The sequence below is a fragment of the Congregibacter sp. genome (genome assembly GCF_045107095.1).
Classification (GTDB): Bacteria; Pseudomonadota; Gammaproteobacteria; order Pseudomonadales; family Halieaceae; genus Congregibacter.
Window position 1 is genome coordinate 26,855 of the sequence record NZ_JBGCFU010000001.1, and the last position, 18,148, is coordinate 45,002.

Sequence of the window (18,148 nt, forward strand, 5' to 3'; positions counted from 1 at the left end):
GAATATCGAAGAGGTAGAAATTATACCTCAGGGCTTAACTAGACTCGCGCCCTGTGCGTGATAACCTAGGTGTGTCAGGGAATCTAGACGAGAGGGCCAAAGTTTGCACAGCGGATTGAAATGGCTACTACTGGGTGTTTTCCTGTTAGTAATAGCGGTGATCCAGTTTATTCCCGGCGAGTCGCCCCTCCCTTCGAATGACGCCGATACGGCCATCACAGAATCCTTGTCGGATGAAGATATGCCAGAGACGTAATTGGCTGCAATGGAGCTTCAATACAGTCCCGAAATAATCGCTGTTGTTCTCGCCGCGGTGTACCTGCTGGCCATCGCCAGTGCTATTGATGCAATTCTGCAGGCACGCACCGCGCAAGGTTCCATCGCCTGGGTCGTGTCACTATTGACACTCCCCTACCTCAGCGTGCCTCTTTACCTGGTGTTTGGCCGAAACAAATTTGACGGCTACCTCGAGGAGCGTGCCCAGATTGAATCTCAAGCCGAGGCACGCTTAAAAGTGCCGCGGAACGAATTGTTCGACTTTCAGGCGAGTGATGCTTCGGCTGCCTTTTACCGTAGCCTTCACCGCCTAGCCAGACTCCCTACGGTTCGCGGAAACGCGGTAGAGCTGCTGGTGGACGGCTACGCCACCTTCGACAGCATAGAAGCCGGCCTTCAGCGCGCAAGGCGCTACATTCTCTTTCAATTCTACATACTGCGCGACGACGCTCTCGGAAGACGACTGGGTAAAGTCCTCGCTAAGAAGGCGCGGGAAGGCCTGGCGGTGCACTTACTCTATGACGAGGTCGGCTCTCGTAGTTTCGCTAAAAGTCCCCTCTATCAGCAATTACAGGATGCAGGAGTACAACTCGCCGCGTTCAATACCACCCAGGGACGACGAAATCGGTTTCAACTCAACTTTCGCAATCACCGAAAAGTGGTTGTCGTTGATGGTATCCGTGCGTGGATAGGTGGGCACAATGTCGGCATTGAGTACCTGGGCGAAGATAGCGAGCGAGGCCCCTGGCGGGACACGCACCTGAAAATCCATGGTCCGGCGGTAATCGGAGCCGAGCTCACTTTTGCTACAGACTGGTTATGGGCCCGACGAGAACAGCTGGATTTGAACTGGGAGACCGATCGCGAGGCACCGGGAAACAGCTCAGTTCTTTTGTTCCCCTCGGACCCAGCAAGCGAGTTCGATGAGGCGGGTCTGATGTTTCATCAGGTCATAACCCAGGCTCGGGATCGTATCTGGATAGCCAGCCCTTACTTCGTCCCGGACCGGGGCATTATCGCGGCACTCCAGCTTGCCGCGCTGCGCGGTGTGGACGTGCGGGTGATGATTCCCGACAACGCTGATGGGCCCGTAGTGGGCCTTGCTAACTGGTCTTTCACGCGGGAGCTGCTTCCCGCCGGCGTGGCCGTTTACCGTTACGAACCAGCATTCATGCATCAAAAAGTTTTACTGTTGGACAGAGAGTTGGCGGGGGTAGGTACAGCGAATTTCGACAATCGCTCTTTTCGTTTGAATTTTGAAATCACCGCGCTTGTTCACGACGAAATCTTCTGCGACGAAGTTGAACATATGCTGCTAAAAGACTTCGATCACTCCAGGCTTGTAACCGCCGAAGAACTCACACGAAAACCAATTTGGTTCCCTCTGGCGACGGCGGCTGCGCGACTCATGTCGCCCGTGCTCTAAACGTATTTAATCTGGCCAGGCTCTTCGATCGATATCCAGATCGGCGAAGTCATCCGCATGGAGGCGCGGGGACTTACCCTGGGCGAGCTGATCGTCGTAGTCCTTTAACAAGCGCAGTGCCAGCTTAGACATCCACAGCAATCCGATAAGGTTTACGACGCCAAGCAGTCCCATAGTGAGGTCCGCAAATCCGAACACGGTGCCAAGGTCTTGTGCCGCGCCCCAGAAAACCAATCCCAGTACCATCACCCGAAACACTGTGAACAGCGTGCGATTGTCTTCACTGAAATAATTCAGCGCGTTTTCACCGAGATAGTAGTTGTACATAATCGAGCTGAAAGCAAACATCACCAGAGCGATACTCACAAAACTACCGCCCCAAGGTCCCAGATGCTCAGCGAGCGCATTCTGAGTCAGGGCCACACCGGACACACCCACAGCACCCGGCTGGTAGACATCCGACAGCAAGATGATTAACGCGGTGCAGCTACACATGACCAAGGTATCGATAAAAACACTGAAGGCCTGCACAATGCCCTGGTTCGCAGGATGAGGAACAAAGGCGACGGCAGCGACATTTGGCGCACTACCCAAACCCGCCTCGTTGCTGAAGAGCCCTCGTTTAACACCCTGCATAATCGCAACACCAATACCGCCACCAAGCGCCGAATCCAAACCAAAGGCACTGCTTATGATATTCGCGAAGGCAGCAGGCACCTCCTGAATATTCAATCCGATAACAAGCACTGCGCATGCGAAGTAGCTGACCGCCATCACGGGCACAACAATCTCGGAAACTGCGGCGATTCGCTGAATCCCTCCAATAAAAACGAATCCAAGAAACACCACCAGCGCCAAACCGCTAACCCAGGTTGGCACACCGAAGGACACATCCAGTGAGGTAGCTACCACATAGGACTGCACTGCATTAAATCCAAAACCGAAGGTAATCAACAAAAGCAGCGAATAGACAATCGCCAAGCCGCGCTGGTTGATACCTCGAGTGAGGTAGTACGCAGGCCCGCCGCGAAACGTGCCGTCGGGTTCATAGCGTTTGTAAAGCTGAGCCAGAGAGCATTCGAAGAAGCTCGTAGCCATACCCATGAGTCCAATAACCCACATCCAGAAGACCGCGCCGGGCCCTCCGAGAGTAATTGCTACGGCCACACCGGCAATGTTACCGCCACCGACTCGGCCGGCAACACTCACCACCAATGCCTGAAAAGAACTGACATGCCCCTTTTCGTGGTGCAGGGCGGAGCCCAAAACCGAGAACATTTTTCCAAAGTAGCGGAACTGCACAAAACGCGATGCAACCGTGAAGTACAAGCCGATGCCCACCAGCATTACCACAAGCACCTTGCTCCAAAGCAGATCACTCAGCATCGCTAACATCGTAAGTCCTCGCGTTTACTCAGTAACGCCTAAAACAAAAATAACCAGTAGCGCCGGCGGCACCAGGTAGCGGATCAGAAAATGCCATATCGCGTATCCTGTTGCGCTCAGAGTCACAAATTCTTCTTGAGAGTGTTCTCTGCGCATAAACCAGCCCGCAAAAATTGCGATGAGCAAACCTCCGAGCGGCAGCAGAATCTGGTTGGAGAAGTAATCCATCACACTATTGAAATTTCTCTCGCCTATACGCAGCTCGTCGAGCATGTTGTAGGACAAAATGCTCAATATGCTTAAAACCGCCACAGAGCCCACTACGATCATCGCGCTCTTATGTCTGGACACACCGTAGTGCTCTTCGATCCAGGCGTTGACCGACTCGACGAGCCCTACCATTGAGGTGATCCCCGCTACTGAGAGCATGAGGAAGAAAAGCACCGCAAAGATATAACCCCCGGGCATTTGCGCAAAAGCCACTGGTAGCGTCTGAAAGATCAGGCCAGCGCCCGCCGCAGGATCCAATCCATAATTGAATACCGCGGGAAAAATCACCAAACCCGCGAGCAAGGCTACTGCAGTGTCGGCAATCACAATAATGAAGACCGACTGACTGATGGAGATGCTGCGCGGCAAATAGGAGCCGTAAGTCATCATGCCCCCCATTGCTACTCCAATGGAGAAAAACGCCTGACCTATAGCAGCCAGTACCGTGGCAAAGGTCACTTTGCTGAAGTCCGGTGTAAACAACCAGGCCACCGCCTCCCCGAACCCTCCGGCGAAAAAGTTGTATCCGGCAAGCACTACAAGAAGCGCAAACATCAACGGCATCATGATCGTTACAGCGCGTTCAATGCCATTTTTGACACCGGCGAAAATAATGAATCCGGTAATCGCCAGTCCCGCCAGGGTCCAAAACAGCATGCCTGCGTTGTCCGCCAGAACGGCGGTAAACTGAGCCTCGGCATTTACCGCATCCACATCAGCAAACCCCGTAGTAATAGCTTTAAACAGATACCACAGAACCCAGCCCACAACGACGGAATACACAATCTCGATAGTGAAAGCCGCGAGCAGTCCCATGCCCCCTACCCAACGCCATTGAGTGCTGCGTTCGCTCTCCCTGGCAACGTTAGCCATAGCAATGGGAGGAGCAGCATCGCCCCTACGACCAATCATTAGCTCAGCCATAAGGATAGGTACGCCAATCAGGAACGCACATCCGAGATAGATAAGAACAAATGCGGCACCACCGTTTTCTCCAGTCACATAGGGAAAACGCCAAATGTTGCCAAGACCAACAGCGAATCCCACTGAGGCCATAAGAAATGCAAAGCGAGAGGTCCAGTGCGAGTGTGCACCGCCGGCAGCCGCCATAATCAAACTCCGAACTAGGATCAGTTCCGCAGTCTACACAAAAGCGTCATGCGCTTCAGCCGAAGGTGCTGGAAGGGATTAGGAAAGTGGGCGTGTGGCGGCAATCAACCACTCGCGGTCCTCAGAATGCTCCAACCGCTCAAGAATCTCTTCCCGAACCCTGGAGTGATAAGCATCTATCCAGGATCGTTCTGAAGCGTTCAATAACGCGCTATCGATCAAACGCTGATCAAAAGGCACGAGAGTCAGCGCAAGAAACTCCAGCATGGGCACCTCACCCGCGCTGGTGTTCGCCTCGCGGACAACGCAGAGGTTCTCACAACGAATCCCAAAAGCACCATCGCGGTAATATCCTGGTTCATTACTTACGATCATGCCCGGCGCGAGAGCCGTTGCGTTCCAGGCCTTGGCGATCCTCTGGGGCCCTTCGTGAACACTAAGGAAAGCACCCACGCCATGGCCGGTGCCATGATCGTAGTCTCTTCCTGTCTGCCACAAAAACTGTCTCGCAAGAGCATCGAGATGCGTTCCGGTTGTGCCTGCAGGAAAGCGCGCGCTATCCAGCGCGATATGCCCCTTAAGCACCAACGTGAACAACTCACGCATTTCCTGGGTAGGCGTTCCCGTGGCGATAGTTCGGGTGATATCGGTCGTGCCATCGGAATACTGACCGCCACTATCGACCAGGTACAGGCTGTCAGGGATCAGTTGCGCCGGTGTATTGTCCAAATGGTTGTAGTGACACATAGCGCCATTCGCAGCAGATGCAGAAATAGAGTCAAAAGACAGCTCGTGAAAATACTCGCCTTCTGCGCGAAACGCCCCCAAACGATCTGAAACCATGGCTTCGTCGTGGTAACGCCCTTGCGCAAGCTCACTATCCAGCCACGCCAGAAAACGAATCTCTGCCACAGCATCCCGACGGTGCGCCTCCAGAGCTCCCGCAATTTCCACATCATTCTTGCAAGCTTTTGGCAGGAGCACGGGATCTTCTCCCGCTAACAGCGTCGCTCCCCCTCGCTCAAGACTCAGCTGGGACCAGGCGTTTGCGGTCAACGGGTCAGCCAACACCACTTTGCCAGCAAAGCTCTCCAAGAGTCCCGCCGCGTCAGCCTCGGAGACCACTGATACGCCAGGGCCCGTATGTTCGTGAAAACCCTCGGGAACCCGTTTCTCGTCGACCAGAAGATGAACATCGCCATTCGCTTCAAGCACGGCGCAGCTGAGCAGCACCGGCAAGCGCGGTACGTCTCTCCCCCTAACATTCAAAAGCCAGCTTACTGAATCCGGAGCAAATATCAGAGCCGCGTTAGCGCCCCGCTCCGCAATCGACTTCCCCAGGCGCTCTCGCTTTTGGAAACTGTGCTCCCCGGTAAATGACTCCGCAAGGAGCAAAGCCTCTGCAATAAGGGGTTCGGGACGCGTCGTCCAGCAGTGGTCGATGGGATTGTCAGTGCTAAGCACTATCTCAATATCGGCCTCACCCAGAATTTGCTGCGCTTGTTGGTACCAGTCGAGCGTACACAGACGTGGATCAATAAGAACTTTGCTGCCCGAGGCCAAAGTCTCTTTCAGCCACAACAAAGGAGGCTCTTCGATCAAGCGGCGGTACTGGTATTGCTCACCGTCGACCTGACGCCTCACCTGTACCGTGTAGCGCCCATCAGTAAAAATTGCCGCATCTGTAGCCATCACTACAGCCATACCAGCGGACCCCGTAAAGCCCGTTAACCACTGTAACCGCTCGTTATGTGCCGGTATGTACTCGCCGAGATATTCATCGGCACGCGGGACACAGAACGCATCAACGCCACGAGCCGCAAGTTCCTCACGCAAGCAAGCGAGGTTCGTCGCTTGCTCTGCCGCCGCCATATTCATCGTTCAGATTTGCTCGAAGTCTTCTTTGCCGACACCGCAGTCGGGGCACAACCAATCTTCGGGAACATCTTCCCAGAGGGTGCCCGCGGGAATACCGTCATCGGGCCAGCCCTCAGCTTCATCGTATATCAAGCCACAGACGATGCATTCAAACTTACGAAAGGACTGTTCACTCATGGTGCTTGTGTCTCCGGGTAAAAGGGTTCGTATTCAAAATCAAAGGTCAGGCTTTAGGAGCCTCGTGCGACCTCTCCATCAAGGCGCAGACGGTAGCCATTTTCTTCCGGACTGGCAATGAGAGAAAGTGCCTGAGCCAGGTCTGCATCAAGAGCTTGTGCCGAGCTTTCGATAAACAAGTCGATGTTAAAGCGCTCCCGATCGAGATCAACCTCTCCGGCAGCTACAACCGGCCCGCTCAAAGTAACAATGTCTGCAACAAGCTGCCGCGGCGCGGGGCTGGCAATCGTCGCGACATAACTCCCCAAAACACGAACGCCTTGAGGAGATAGCCAGGCAGCGCTTTGCCAGACCAAACGACCGTCGGCTGCCAGCACATCTCTGCGAGTCACTAAAAGCTCCTCAAAAAGTAGCTCCAAACGGCCACTCAGCTCTATTGGCAACACCCGCTTCAGAAGCGCAGCATCAACTCTCACATCAAGGTTTTGAATAGCAAGGGCTTCTCCCTCTATACGCAGATCCAAGGTTCCCCGTTGATCGCCCCAGACACTTCGAAGATTTACTTTGGGAGACAAGCTCAATACGCTCAGGGGATCCAGGGTCCAGTTGAGCTTCCCTAGGTGCAGATACCCTCCCGGGGTTTGTACGCGAGCTCGAACCGCAGTGCCGTGACCGATGGTCCCGCTAATCCCAGAAAGCTGCACTTGCTGCTCGTTCAAAAAGAGTGGTAGTAACCGTGCAGGCATCCGCAAACTCGCGGTAATAAGCAGGACTGCCATAACGACGAACAGAGGCAACCAGAAATAAAGCCTCATGCGGCGGTCGCTACACGCAACGTTGCACTCACGACACCAGCGCTACTTGTTTGGCTCAGAGAGAGGTCATCGATTCTCAAGCCCTGAACTGTCTCCAGTTCATAAATCCAGCGCAGTAGCGCTTCCAGATTCGCTGATTCGAAGCGTAGCTGAACTGAGCCCTGACTGTTCGGTTGAAGGCGACTCACCCGCAAGGCATAACGACTGGCACTTTGATTCACTGAGGCGCTGAGATTAGTTGATCGAGATCCGCTCTTACTACCCTGAGAGTTCTTCAAGGCGCGAATTTCTGTCGCCATCGCATCCACACGAAGAAGCGCTTCTGCAGTAGCGGTGTTTCTTGCCGACAAATCCGCCCGAGCTTGCCCAAGGGGCAAAACAACAAAGACCGCCAAGAGGTAGGCTGTGACTGAAAACGCCATCACCAGAAGCGCAATCTGCTCGCGAAGGGTGTAACGCTCAAACCAAGCCTTCATGGCCGCTCTCCTACACGCAAGCGAGCCCGTACGCGATCGCCACTGCGGGAGGAGCTCTCCAGAGTCGCACTGTAGCCTGCCTGCTCCAAGGATCCACGCAAAGACTCAACATCAGCAAAGTCTGCAGCCAATAGATTTAGGCGCAACTCCGCATTTCGCTGGCTGTAACTGAGACTGGCGAGCAGCGTCTCGTCCTGGCTCGACAGTGAAGCTCCAACCGGAGCAAGCAAACCTGTAAAACTTCCACCAGCAGTCCCACCACGTAAGCCATCAAGCTGGCGTCGTAGCTGTTTCTCAGCATCAACAATAGCCCCTCGCGGATTAACACCTCGATAAATCGATTCAATCTCTGTGCGAAGGACCAGGTTCTCACGCTCCATCCTTTGCAGGTCCAACCACCCCGAAATCAGGTGGATACCTAGTGCCACAAAGAACAAAGCCGCGATCTTCCGCCATTGTCCCCACCAGCGAGCATAAGGTAACTGCGGCGCGAACTCTCCCTGGAGAAGATTCAAAGCCGATTCACTGCGATCGCTAAGCATTAGCGCCTGAGGGAGACCGCCTGTTCGCCATTGCACCTCCACCGCTTGCAAAGGTGCTAACAGCACTGAATCTACAGATTCCTGATCACCATAAACAATGACACGATCAGGAGAGGCCTCTTGCAGCAGCGCACTGACTAACGTCGGCAGCAAAGTGTTCTCAATCCGTGTTCCCGCATTGCGACCGTAGCGGAGCACAGTGGTCTCCGCTTCGATCACCATCGTCCATTCGGAGTTGGTCCAGGGCAATAGCAAGGGCTCCGGTATCCAGGGTAGCGGCGCGAGGAGTGCTTCGAGCTGCCCCTCCCACAGTTGCATAGACGATTTATCAACCATCGCAATCGCATACTGTTCTTTATCGATAGCCTTGCGGGCAAAGTGCACATCTTCGATATTGTCGGTCAGGGATTCCTCGAGCATAAACGGCAAGGAAGCATTCAGATGCTTTTTTTCTTCTGGCGTTACCGTCAACTCCAGCAGCCTTACCTCAGATCCCGGAGCCGCGAAAACAATCCCGTGATCACGCTCTCCCAGGCTCTGACAGAGCCGCTCGAAAGCGCCTGAAACTTCATTGGCTAAAGCGTACGTCACACCGGCGTCCAACCAATGAAGGTCTCCGTCACGAAGATAAATTACGCTCAAATTTTCGCTCACGGAAGGCTCTCAGCGGGAGGGTTAGGCATATCGTAAAGACTTGCGTTAATTCTTTGCAGCACGTCAACTTCACGGGCTTGGCGACGTAAGACACTGTACATACGCTGTTCACGGTCGGCAATCTCTACGCGCGAAGCGAGAAGAAAGTAAGACGAGGATTCGGTCAAAAGCGTCGCGAAAGATGAAGCTTCTCCTCCGGAAAAAACCTCCTGCTGCAAAAACGAATCCAGGTTCGCGAAACCCGCATCCTCACGGATCTGCACAATGGACTCCCCATCGCTGAGTGACAACGGCCGCAGATTACCATTCGTATTCAACGCGCGAAGCACGGGTAATGGTGCCGTGTGTATGTTGATACCCGAGGGCACCTGAGGCCATACCGTCACCAAAGGCCGCAGGGCTCGATAGAGCTCAGGAGTCATTCCTTGGATAGCTTGCAACTCGCTCACACTGACCATCGGTCGATTTGCCGGCCGGTAAGATGGCTCAAGGGATACATAGAAAGCACTTTCGGCGCCGTTGAGTCGAGGTTCGTCATCGGCATCGATCCAATCAGCAACAGCATCCGCAATAGCCGCGGCGGTGAACTCATCGACTTCAGGAGAACCCAGAGCCTGAAGCAATCGAATAAACACTTGCTGCGCGGGTGAATAAACCACAGCCGCAGACGATGGCGGCGCACCGAGACTATTCAGGTTAAATCGGCCCTGAAGGTCTTCGAGGCTTCCAAACATCCAGCCCCCTTCGTCAAGCGCATAGGGCGTCGCCTGCTGCGCCCATATCTCGTTGAGGTCGTCACGGGGACTCTCGCCCGCCAAGTCGGCATCGTAATCTAGGGTAAGCGCCAAAGCAGCCAGTTCTTCACCACCGCGCAGATACGAAAAACTCTGCTCGGTAACAAAACTGTTCAATCCCCGCCGGTAGCTGAGATCAAAGTCCCTCTGCAGTGCCACCAGCACGCTTGCGCAAATCGCGAACACAAGCAGAGCAACGACTAGCGCGACGCCATCCTGGGAACCTAACTGCGGAGGCTCAGCGCGGTGGCAGTTCATAGAGACGCCTCACCTCCCCAAGGTCTGCAAGATCGAGGCGCAGCTCCAACGCCACAGGTGGTTGCAGTACAGCCGAAGCTGCACCGGGATCAGCGACCCAACTCTCAGGCCAAGAGCGAGTATCTACCACCATATTTCGATCCAGCTGCAGGTTTTCCAGCGAATCCAGGAACCGCAGTTCCAGAGCGTTAACGCCTTTCAGCAGTTCAGAGCGCTGGGGCTCGGCGTCAACGGCACGATCAAGCACCGTGTAATACGCGCGCCAAAGGGAGTCATCTTCAATGTAGTAAAACACGCGCTGAAGCTCGCTTCGACGCTGCTGGAGGCTGTTCGACCAACCGTCTCGCGTCAGCGATAAAGGATAAAACGCCAAGGGTCCTCCAGACAGCGCCGGTTGAGTCCCCCCAAATTCATCTCGGACCGAGCGGTTACTAAACTGCCTGAGGTCTCGGTTCAACAAAGAAAGGGCGCGGTTCAAATCCCGCGTCCGCTCACTGGCAGCTCGAAGCTGTTCTGCTCCCGTGAGGGTCGACGATATTCCGCTGTAAGACGCAGCCGCGACGAAAGCCGTGATCGCCAAAGCAATCAGTACTTCAACAAGGGTAAACCCGCGCTGCTTGCTACTATCCATTAGCGGCGGCGTCGCTTCTAGCTGCAATAAAAGCGACGAGGGTATAGAGACTTGGCGACTCGTTATCCTCTATCACTCTCACCTGGACCTCAACGCGGGAAAAATCAGGAACCTCAGTACCCTGACTTTGCACTCGCCAATACCATTCCCGCCCCGCCATCTCTTCAGTTCCGCTGCTGCTGCCGCGCAGAGATTGCTGCCCTCCTCGAAGGGCCAAACGCAACTCAGCCAGCCGATTACTCGCCACAACTTGTGCGATAGACCGATCTCTAAGGTAGGCCGTCCCGTCGATTTGCTGATCCATAGTAAACAGTAGCGCAGGCACCGCCAGCGCCACCACAGCCAAAGCCACCATGACCTCGATCAAAGTAAAACCGGATGATCTATCTGCGAATCTAAGGGACAAGGGCGTAACCACTTATTGGCTCATCGTCCTCGCCACGAAACTGTTCGAACTGGCCCAGGGAGTCCCACTCGAGACGCCAGAGCAAAGCGTCATCATCTCGACTCCTCACCAGCAACTCGCCCACCTGGGTTTCGCCACTGGCCGACATGAGCCACTGTGGCGCTGTGCCGGCGCGCGGGTCCACCGCATCTGAAGCCACAGGTACGAGCTCCACATCATCGAGAATAATCTGTAAGCGTGCCTCTGGAGGAAACTCCACGGCGCTAAACACCTCCTGAGACAGCCGGGGTTCTCGCCAACCTTGAGGAACGCGCTGACGCCAATGCGCGGTGATCATAGACTCACCCTGATCGCTCACACTGCTCGCAAACAGGACACCAAAATCACTACCGCTAAACTGCGCTTCATCGAGCGCGTATTCGGCAACTGAAACGAGAGCGTCCAAGCGTTCTTGAACAACGCGATCACTCGCACCAGAATTCACGTTTAGAGTCACAAGACTGGTCATCAGTACTATTACAAACAGCACCACCAGCATTTCGATCAGGCTAAACCCCCTGCCGAAACTCATAGGATTAGTTCTGCTCCGACTTCCAGTTACCGATGTCTGCATTCTGATCTTCACCACCGGAGAGACCATCGGCGCCGAGCGTATAGATATCAACCTCTCCGTTTTCTCCCGGACTCAAATAGAGGTAGGGCCTACCCCAAGGATCGAGGGGTAACTCTGCGAGGTATCCACCGTCTTTAAAGTTGCGCGGGGCAGGGTCTATGGCGCTGGCGCTAACCAATGCCTCAAGCCCCTGCTCCGTGCTCGGATACACGTAATTGTCGAGACGATAAATCTTCAACGCCGTCTCGATGGCCTTAAAGTCAGCCTGAGCCTTTTGAATCCGCGCATCATCAGCGCGGTTGAGAACCGTGGGCGCAACAATACTAATCAACAATCCCATGATCACCAGAACGACAAGAATCTCCACCAGGGAAAACCCTGCTTGTGCCCGCGTACCAACTCTGCGCTGCATTACTTACCTCACCATCGTATTCAAATCAAAAATCGGAAGGAGGATCGCCAAAACAATAAGCAACACCATGCCTCCCATAAAAACCACCATGAGCGGCTCAAACAGTCCCATCACGGTACCCAAAGTCATTTCCAGTTCGCGCTCCTGGTTGCTCGCCGATCGCTCGAGCATATCCTCCAATGAACCACTACTTTCACCGCTCGCGACCATGTGCACCATCATCGGAGGAAAATGCCCCGCTTCCCCCAGAGCCCGACTCAGACTACTGCCCTCCTGCACTCGCAACGCAACATCCTCGCTCTCTGCGCGCAGCACTAGATTGACGAGCACCTGACCCGCGATACGCAGGGCCTCCAGTAAAGGAACTCCACTAGCCATAAGAATGCTCAATGTAGAGGCAAACCGTGCGGTATCCAGTGCAATCAGCAATCCTGAAATACCCGGCACACGCAAAAGAAATCTATGCCAGAGCAAACGGCGCTTCGGCTCTCGCAGCAAGCGTCGCACAGCAATGACCGCCGCGATCAGACCAATAAATAACCAAAGGCTGTAGGACCGAAAAAAGTCACTCGCGGCAATCAATGCCACAGTAAGTCCCGGCAGCTCTCGATTGCTTTGGGAAAAAATACCTATGAGCTCCGGCACCACAAACACCATGAGTGCGACAATCACCGCAACGGCCACGCCCAGGAGGATAAACGGATAGATCATCGCCATGCGCAACTGTTGGCCACTGTGCTGACGTCGCTCGGCATAATCTGCCAGCTGTTCCAGCACAGGCCCCAGAAAACCCGCATGCTCACCCGCTGTTACCATGGCGCGATACATCTCATTAAATGCGAGGGGAAACTCAGCCATAGCGTAGGCCAAGGTGTGCCCCTCACTTACTCGAGAGCGAATCTGCAGTAGCATGGCCTTGATACGGGGGCGCCGTGTTTGCTCTGCGGCGGCTTGCAAGCAATCGGCAAGAGGCAAGTTGGACTGCACCAGGGTAGCGAGCTGCCGCGTTAAGAGCGCAAGATCTGCGCCCTTGATTCGCGTCGGGAGCAAGCGCTGCCTGAGACTACCGTTCGCCGCATCTGCGCGTGCAGCGCTTTGAACTTCCACAGGACGAAGATCCTTGGTGCGCAACTGCACTCGAACCTGGCGCTCTGAATCTGCCTCGAGCACCCCGCGTATGAGTTTTCCTGCGGGGTCCAGAGCACGATAACGGTATGCGGTCACCGTCTAACTAGCTCAAGCCACAGAGGTGACACGCAACACTTCCTGCAGACTGGTATCCCCTGCCAGAATTCGTCGCCGGCCGTCCTCCTGAATGCTCGCCGAGTGCAACCTGGCCTGCTCGCTGATCGCCTGCTCTGAGGCGCCATCGTGAATAAGAGCGCGCAACTGCTCGTCTATCTCAATCAGCTCGTAAATCGCACTGCGCCTTTTGTAGCCACTGTGATTGCAGCTAGGGCATCCCACCGCCTGATAGATTTGAGTATCGGGGTCCTTATCAAGATCGATCCCCAGGAGCTGAGCCTCCCCTTGCGTCGGGGTAGCGCCCCGTCGGCAGTCGGGGCAGAGCAAACGAACCAGGCGCTGCGCCATCACTGCTATCAGGCTGGAAGACAAGAGAAATGACTCAACGCCCATGTCCTGGAGACGTGTCACCGCACCTATGGCGGTATTCGTGTGTAAGGTAGAGAGCACCAAGTGCCCGGTTAAAGACGCTTGCACCGCGATCTCTGCGGTTTCCAGATCACGAATCTCCCCCACCATGACCACATCTGGATCCTGACGGAGAATAGCGCGCAATCCGCGGGCGAAGGTCATATCCACCTTCGTATTGACCTGCGTTTGGCCGATACCCGGGAGCATGTATTCCACCGGATCTTCAATCGTCATGATGTTACGGGCAGCATCGTTAATTTCGGACAGACCCGCATACAAAGTCGTCGTCTTACCCGATCCCGTGGGGCCGGTAACAAGAATGATCCCGTGAGGGCTTTTTAACGCACCTCTAAAGCCTGCATAGACGGCCTCTGGCATCGTCAACTGGCTCAGGTGCAATTGTCCCGATTGCTTGTCGAGTAACCGCAGTACGACACGCTCTCCGTAGGCGGAGGGAATCGTAGACATGCGAATGTCTACTGCGTGGCCAGCGATGCGCACCGATATGCGCCCATCCTGAGGAATACGCCGCTCCGCGATATCTAACCGTGCCATGACCTTGAGCCGAGAAACCAGCAAGGGCCCAAGCATCCGTTTGGGCGACAGCACTTCGGACAATACTCCGTCTATGCGATAGCGAATACTGAGCTTTTCTTCGAAGGTTTCGATGTGAACGTCGGACGCTTTCTCGCGGACAGCCTCCGAGAGAATAGCGTTGATCAGCCGAATGATCGGCGCATCGTCTTCGGCATCCATGAGATCCCCGGCGTCGGGGATTTCCTCTGCCAACCGACTGAGATCAACATCAGAACTGATGTCTGCGGCCATCTGCACGGCTTCGCTATTATCACGCTGATAGGCTCTGGAAAGCTGGCTTTGAAAATCTGCAGGCGAGAGCATCTGAAGCTCTAGGGCTTCGCCGATACGGCGTCGAAGTTCCAACAGTACGTCTGCGCTCAGTGCCCCTGTATGTAAAACACGGTGGCTAGCTTGGGGGTCAATAACGACGCGATGTGCCTTTGCAAAACTAAACGGCAGCTTGCCAGGCAAGACTTCCGCAGGGTCCAGAGCAAGCAAAGCCGGCTGCGCCTCGGTCACGGCGACTCTGGCTCCATAGCAGGCTCCAGACCAGTCTCGGGTGCCCGTAGATCCTCGCGAATCTTCTCGAGCTGAAGAATCTGCTGCTCCCAGTCAGGAAGCACGGGTACTTCACTCTCTCCGAAGAACATCAAACCCTGCTCTCGCTGCGCCCGTTGCTGGTCGCGTATGTGCCGATACTTGATTGCCGTTGCACCGGCTATGTCTGCATCATCCCGGATTATGGTTGGCCTGATAAAGATCATCAGATTTGTTTTACTGACGGACACCGCGTCATTACGAAACAGTCTGCCTAGATAGGGTATATCACCCAAAATCGGGACCCGCTGCTCGGTGCTTTGCACGTCGTCTTTAATAAGCCCACCGAGAACCACAACCCGACCGTCCTCAGCCATAACCTTGGTACGGATTTTTCGCTCGTTGGTAATTAAATCAGCCGCAGCTGCCGATGCCACAAGAGTGGCCCCCGTGAGAGAGTTCACTTCCTGCTCTATCTCCAACACAACGGAGTCACCCTCATTCACCTGCGGGGTAACGGTCAGGGTAATGCCGACATTCTCGCGCTCAATCGTTTGAAAAGGGTTCTGCGCGCCGTTGTTACCGCCGGTATTCGTAAAGGAACCGGTGATAAAAGGCACCTGCTGTCCGACGGTTATAAACGCTTCCTCGTTATCCAGGGTCAATAGACTGGGAGTGGAGAGGATATTTGCATTGCTCTGCTCTTCAAGGGCGTTCAGGATAACCGTCATACTCAGATCTTCACCCACCACGCCCCAGCCAAGAGAGAGGCCAGCGGACCCGGCTAACGCCGCGGCGAGATTCCCTACATCGAAATCGCCCGTTGTTGATCCACTGCTACTATCACCATCAGAGGGTAAAATCGCGCCGGCAATGTTGCGCGCTCGGCTATCCGATGCATTGATATTGCTGCCATAGAACCCACTGTCGTTAGCAAACAGCCATTGCAGGCCAAGATCCTGACCATCAGTAACCTCTAGCTCGACAATGATGGCTTCCACCAAGACCTGCGCCCGACGGATATCCAGCCGCGTGATCACCGATTCCAGCGCGAGCATCTCATCGGCATCTGCGGTAATAATCAGAGAGTTTGTGCCCTCGTCGGCCTCAATAGTCGCGGTATTACTGGACGAGCGCGCCGCTTTTGCATCCCCCGTATCGAGTTTGTTGATGTTCTGCATTACCCGTGTCAGAACTTCAGCGATCGCCGAAGCTTGTGCGTACTCAAGGTAAATCACCTTGACGTTACCAGTCTGCTCCAGCGGCGTATCCACATAGGCTATGAGGCTACGAATTCGCGCCCGCTGCAATTCGTCACCCGTTACAAGAACACTGTTGGTGCGTTTATCTGGAACCAACAAGACATCAACTTCCCCGCCATTGTTCTTCGCTTCCGAGGCATTGAGCTTCTCGAGCATTCGTACTACGTCTTCAGCAACCGCATAGCGCATCGCGATGACATCGGTTTCCTGCACCGCCGATTGATCCATGCGCTCAATGATTCCGCGGATACGACTGATATTAGATGCCGAGTCCGAAATGATGATTGCGTTACTGGGAGCATAAGCCGCCATGTGTGCCTGCTGGGGCACAAGGGGACGCAGCACCGGGATCAGCTTTGCTGCAGAAATATTGTCGAGGCGCAGAACTTGCGTTACGTATTCATCGTTGACGGAGCCAACTACCCCCGCCTCGTCAGCAACGGGCACCGATGCCGATCGCGCATCCTTGTTTTGAATCACCCTGACAACGCCACCAGAGCGCACAGCCGTGTAACCGTGGACGTCAAGAATCGCCAGAAAGAGGTCATAAAGCTCGCTGGCATTCACTGGCCGGGACGAAACAACCTTTACTTTCCCCTTGACCGACGGATCAACAACTATTGTCGTGTCGGTAGCCTCGGAGACGAACTTTATGAGCTCTTGTATATCGGTCTCTTTCAGGTTGACAGTAAAGTCCTGCGCAACGACCGGCGTTACCATCAAGGCACAAAGAAAGGGGAACGTAGCGAGAGCACCGAATCCGTTACGCCACCAGGAAACCAACGAAGGAATCACGACTCGCCCTTCCCGGCAGATGTCCCAAGACTGACATTAAGCGTCACAGACTCTCCTTTGCGCTGTAGTTCGAAGCTAGCTTCACTTGCTGATCGCATGGCTTGATAAAGTCTCACTGTGTTTGCCGGGTCGGTCAGTGACATTCCATTTACCGCCGTCACCAAATCTCCGGTTTCAAATCCTAAAGCCGCAAACTCGGCCGCAGCACTCCCGGGGCTCACCCGATAACCCTGAAGTTGATCGCCGTCGCGAACGGCAACAACGCGCACCACCTCAGCGAGGGACTGGGGATCTTGATAGAGGCGCTCCCGATACTCCGTGGCGATCTCCGATGCTGACGCATCCACTTCTACGTTCCGCAGGGGCGCATCTGTCGCCCGAGAGCGCTCAGCAACTTCGGAACCGGTCGTCGAATCAGGCAAAGATGCCATTAACTCAACCTCTTCAAACAAACGTAAGACCTCGTAGCGACCGCCGTTATCTAAAACCACCAGATTGGACAACACTTTTGCCAGAACTACTTCACCACTCACGGGTAATTCATCACCCACCTGATAAAGGTCCTGCAACTTCCGATGCTCTAAGACAGCATGACCAAGGCCGGCCTCGGACGCAGCCAGCACACCCCGCAGCAGTAAAGGAAGTCGGGTGTCTGGGGCTCCATCCTCTATCCCCGCCAGAGCGGTGCTCGCCTCTGCTTCGTTCATGGCCGGCGCACGACCGGTAGCAGCAGCGAGCGTCTCCGCGCTTACCGTTGAACCGGGCTCACCGAAGAGGCGCGCAGCTACAAGAGCCTCAATATCGACAGAGCTACGCGCTTGAACAGCTGAACCGCTGGATACTGGATTTATGACTTCGATCTCCGGGAGGGGCTGAGCCTCCGGTAGAAAGCTCCAAAGCCCCATCCATAGGGAACCGAATATCCAGAGGCACAGGAGCACGCCAAGAACTTGCTTTAAACGAAGAAATGCCGCCGGCTGGGAAAAATAGCGGAACGTACCCGCTCCCCCATTAATCACCTGGGAAGAGAAGCTTGCCAACCGTGTCTGCCAAAGCGTTGTCACTGCTGCTCCCAGCTTTACCAGTTGTGTGATCTCAATGGCGGTCTCTCATGAAGCGCTCTCGAGAAAGGCGCCATTGAATGGCAAAATTGTGACACTAATATTACAGGCTCGCCAGAGATATTGGGTCCGCC

At 54.8% G+C, this 18,148-nt stretch carries 18 protein-coding genes; 2 read left to right on the forward strand and 16 right to left on the reverse strand.

Features of this window, described 5'->3' with window-relative positions; genetic code table 11:
- Nucleotides 1-115 precede the first annotated feature (115 nt).
- Together AB8B76_RS00155 and cls are read left to right on the forward strand one after the other, a co-directional pair.
- The gene (locus tag AB8B76_RS00155) at nt 116-256 is read left to right on the forward strand and encodes a hypothetical protein (protein WP_405268475.1); all 141 of its coding nucleotides are present in this window, start codon (nt 116-118) and stop codon (nt 254-256) included.
- A 9-nt stretch (nt 257-265) separates the two neighbouring features.
- On the forward strand, nt 266-1,702 hold the full coding sequence (gene cls, locus AB8B76_RS00160) for a cardiolipin synthase (protein WP_405268576.1): 1,437 nt from the start codon (nt 266-268) through the stop codon (nt 1,700-1,702).
- A 6-nt stretch (nt 1,703-1,708) separates the two neighbouring features.
- Here the strand turns inward: cls and AB8B76_RS00165 are convergent, their stop codons facing one another.
- From AB8B76_RS00165 to gspC, 16 genes are all read right to left on the reverse strand, one after another.
- Nucleotides 1,709-3,097 carry an alanine/glycine:cation symporter family protein gene (locus AB8B76_RS00165; RefSeq protein WP_405268478.1) on the reverse strand — a complete coding sequence of 463 codons (1,389 nt, stop codon included), beginning with the start codon at nt 3,095-3,097 and terminating at the stop codon, nt 1,709-1,711.
- A gap of 15 nt (nt 3,098-3,112) precedes the next feature.
- Complete coding sequence (locus AB8B76_RS00170) at nt 3,113-4,468, reverse strand: sodium-dependent transporter (RefSeq protein WP_405268481.1); 1,356 nt, start codon at nt 4,466-4,468, stop codon at nt 3,113-3,115.
- 78 nt (nt 4,469-4,546) lie between these two features.
- Nucleotides 4,547-6,346 carry an aminopeptidase P family protein gene (locus AB8B76_RS00175; protein ID WP_405268484.1) on the reverse strand — a complete coding sequence of 600 codons (1,800 nt, stop codon included), beginning with the start codon at nt 6,344-6,346 and terminating at the stop codon, nt 4,547-4,549.
- Between the two features lie 3 nt (nt 6,347-6,349).
- Nucleotides 6,350-6,523 carry a rubredoxin gene (locus AB8B76_RS00180; protein WP_405268487.1) on the reverse strand — a complete coding sequence of 58 codons (174 nt, stop codon included), beginning with the start codon at nt 6,521-6,523 and terminating at the stop codon, nt 6,350-6,352.
- Between the two features lie 53 nt (nt 6,524-6,576).
- Entirely contained in the window at nt 6,577-7,338 is a 762-nt protein-coding gene (gspN, locus tag AB8B76_RS00185) for a type II secretion system protein N (protein ID WP_405268490.1), read from the reverse strand.
- The gene (gene gspM / locus AB8B76_RS00190) at nt 7,335-7,814 is read right to left on the reverse strand and encodes a type II secretion system protein GspM (RefSeq protein ID WP_405268493.1); all 480 of its coding nucleotides are present in this window, start codon (nt 7,812-7,814) and stop codon (nt 7,335-7,337) included. Before gspM ends, gspN begins: the two co-directional genes overlap by 4 nt.
- Nucleotides 7,811-9,010, reverse strand: coding sequence for a type II secretion system protein GspL (gene gspL, locus AB8B76_RS00195; protein ID WP_405268496.1), 1,200 nt, complete (start codon nt 9,008-9,010; stop codon nt 7,811-7,813). Before gspL ends, gspM begins: the two co-directional genes overlap by 4 nt.
- Nucleotides 9,007-10,062: a type II secretion system minor pseudopilin GspK gene (gene gspK / locus AB8B76_RS00200; protein ID WP_405268499.1), complete on the reverse strand. Its 1,056-nt coding sequence runs from the start codon at nt 10,060-10,062 to the stop codon at nt 9,007-9,009. The genes gspL and gspK overlap by 4 nt, the downstream gene beginning before the upstream one ends.
- Entirely contained in the window at nt 10,043-10,693 is a 651-nt protein-coding gene (gene gspJ / locus AB8B76_RS00205) for a type II secretion system minor pseudopilin GspJ (protein ID WP_405268502.1), read from the reverse strand. Before gspJ ends, gspK begins: the two co-directional genes overlap by 20 nt.
- Nucleotides 10,686-11,099, reverse strand: coding sequence for a type II secretion system minor pseudopilin GspI (gspI, locus tag AB8B76_RS00210; protein WP_405268505.1), 414 nt, complete (start codon nt 11,097-11,099; stop codon nt 10,686-10,688). The genes gspJ and gspI overlap by 8 nt, the downstream gene beginning before the upstream one ends.
- The gene (locus tag AB8B76_RS00215) at nt 11,089-11,670 is read right to left on the reverse strand and encodes a Tfp pilus assembly protein FimT/FimU (RefSeq protein WP_405268508.1); all 582 of its coding nucleotides are present in this window, start codon (nt 11,668-11,670) and stop codon (nt 11,089-11,091) included. The genes gspI and AB8B76_RS00215 overlap by 11 nt, the downstream gene beginning before the upstream one ends.
- A gap of 4 nt (nt 11,671-11,674) precedes the next feature.
- Nucleotides 11,675-12,124 (reverse strand): type II secretion system major pseudopilin GspG, encoded by a 450-nt coding sequence (gene gspG, locus AB8B76_RS00220; RefSeq protein ID WP_405268511.1) that lies wholly within the window; start codon nt 12,122-12,124, stop codon nt 11,675-11,677.
- A 3-nt stretch (nt 12,125-12,127) separates the two neighbouring features.
- Nucleotides 12,128-13,348 (reverse strand): type II secretion system inner membrane protein GspF, encoded by a 1,221-nt coding sequence (gene gspF, locus AB8B76_RS00225; protein ID WP_405268514.1) that lies wholly within the window; start codon nt 13,346-13,348, stop codon nt 12,128-12,130.
- Nucleotides 13,349-13,360: 12 nt separating this feature from the next.
- On the reverse strand, nt 13,361-14,878 hold the full coding sequence (gene gspE, locus AB8B76_RS00230; RefSeq protein WP_405268518.1) for a type II secretion system ATPase GspE: 1,518 nt from the start codon (nt 14,876-14,878) through the stop codon (nt 13,361-13,363).
- Complete coding sequence (gspD, locus tag AB8B76_RS00235) at nt 14,875-16,950, reverse strand: type II secretion system secretin GspD (protein WP_405268579.1); 2,076 nt, start codon at nt 16,948-16,950, stop codon at nt 14,875-14,877. The genes gspE and gspD overlap by 4 nt, the downstream gene beginning before the upstream one ends.
- Nucleotides 16,950-18,017 (reverse strand): type II secretion system protein GspC, encoded by a 1,068-nt coding sequence (gspC, locus tag AB8B76_RS00240; RefSeq protein WP_405268521.1) that lies wholly within the window; start codon nt 18,015-18,017, stop codon nt 16,950-16,952. Before gspC ends, gspD begins: the two co-directional genes overlap by 1 nt.
- Nucleotides 18,018-18,148: the final 131 nt, after the last annotated feature.

Bases quoted from the DNA above. Each gene is read 5' to 3' on its own strand.
- cls (WP_405268576.1), top strand. From the start codon at position 266: ATGGAGCTTCAATACAGTCCCGAAATAATCGCTGTTGTTCTCGCCGCG.
- AB8B76_RS00165 (WP_405268478.1), bottom strand. From the start codon at position 3,097: ATGTTAGCGATGCTGAGTGATCTGCTTTGGAGCAAGGTGCTTGTGGTA.
- AB8B76_RS00170 (WP_405268481.1), bottom strand. From the start codon at position 4,468: ATGGCGGCTGCCGGCGGTGCACACTCGCACTGGACCTCTCGCTTTGCA.
- AB8B76_RS00175 (WP_405268484.1), bottom strand. From the start codon at position 6,346: ATGAATATGGCGGCGGCAGAGCAAGCGACGAACCTCGCTTGCTTGCGT.
- AB8B76_RS00180 (WP_405268487.1), bottom strand. From the start codon at position 6,523: ATGAGTGAACAGTCCTTTCGTAAGTTTGAATGCATCGTCTGTGGCTTG.
- gspN (WP_405268490.1), bottom strand. From the start codon at position 7,338: ATGAGGCTTTATTTCTGGTTGCCTCTGTTCGTCGTTATGGCAGTCCTG.
- gspM (WP_405268493.1), bottom strand. From the start codon at position 7,814: ATGAAGGCTTGGTTTGAGCGTTACACCCTTCGCGAGCAGATTGCGCTT.
- gspK (WP_405268499.1), bottom strand. From the start codon at position 10,062: ATGAACTGCCACCGCGCTGAGCCTCCGCAGTTAGGTTCCCAGGATGGC.
- gspJ (WP_405268502.1), bottom strand. From the start codon at position 10,693: ATGGATAGTAGCAAGCAGCGCGGGTTTACCCTTGTTGAAGTACTGATT.
- AB8B76_RS00215 (WP_405268508.1), bottom strand. From the start codon at position 11,670: ATGAGTTTCGGCAGGGGGTTTAGCCTGATCGAAATGCTGGTGGTGCTG.
- gspG (WP_405268511.1), bottom strand. From the start codon at position 12,124: ATGCAGCGCAGAGTTGGTACGCGGGCACAAGCAGGGTTTTCCCTGGTG.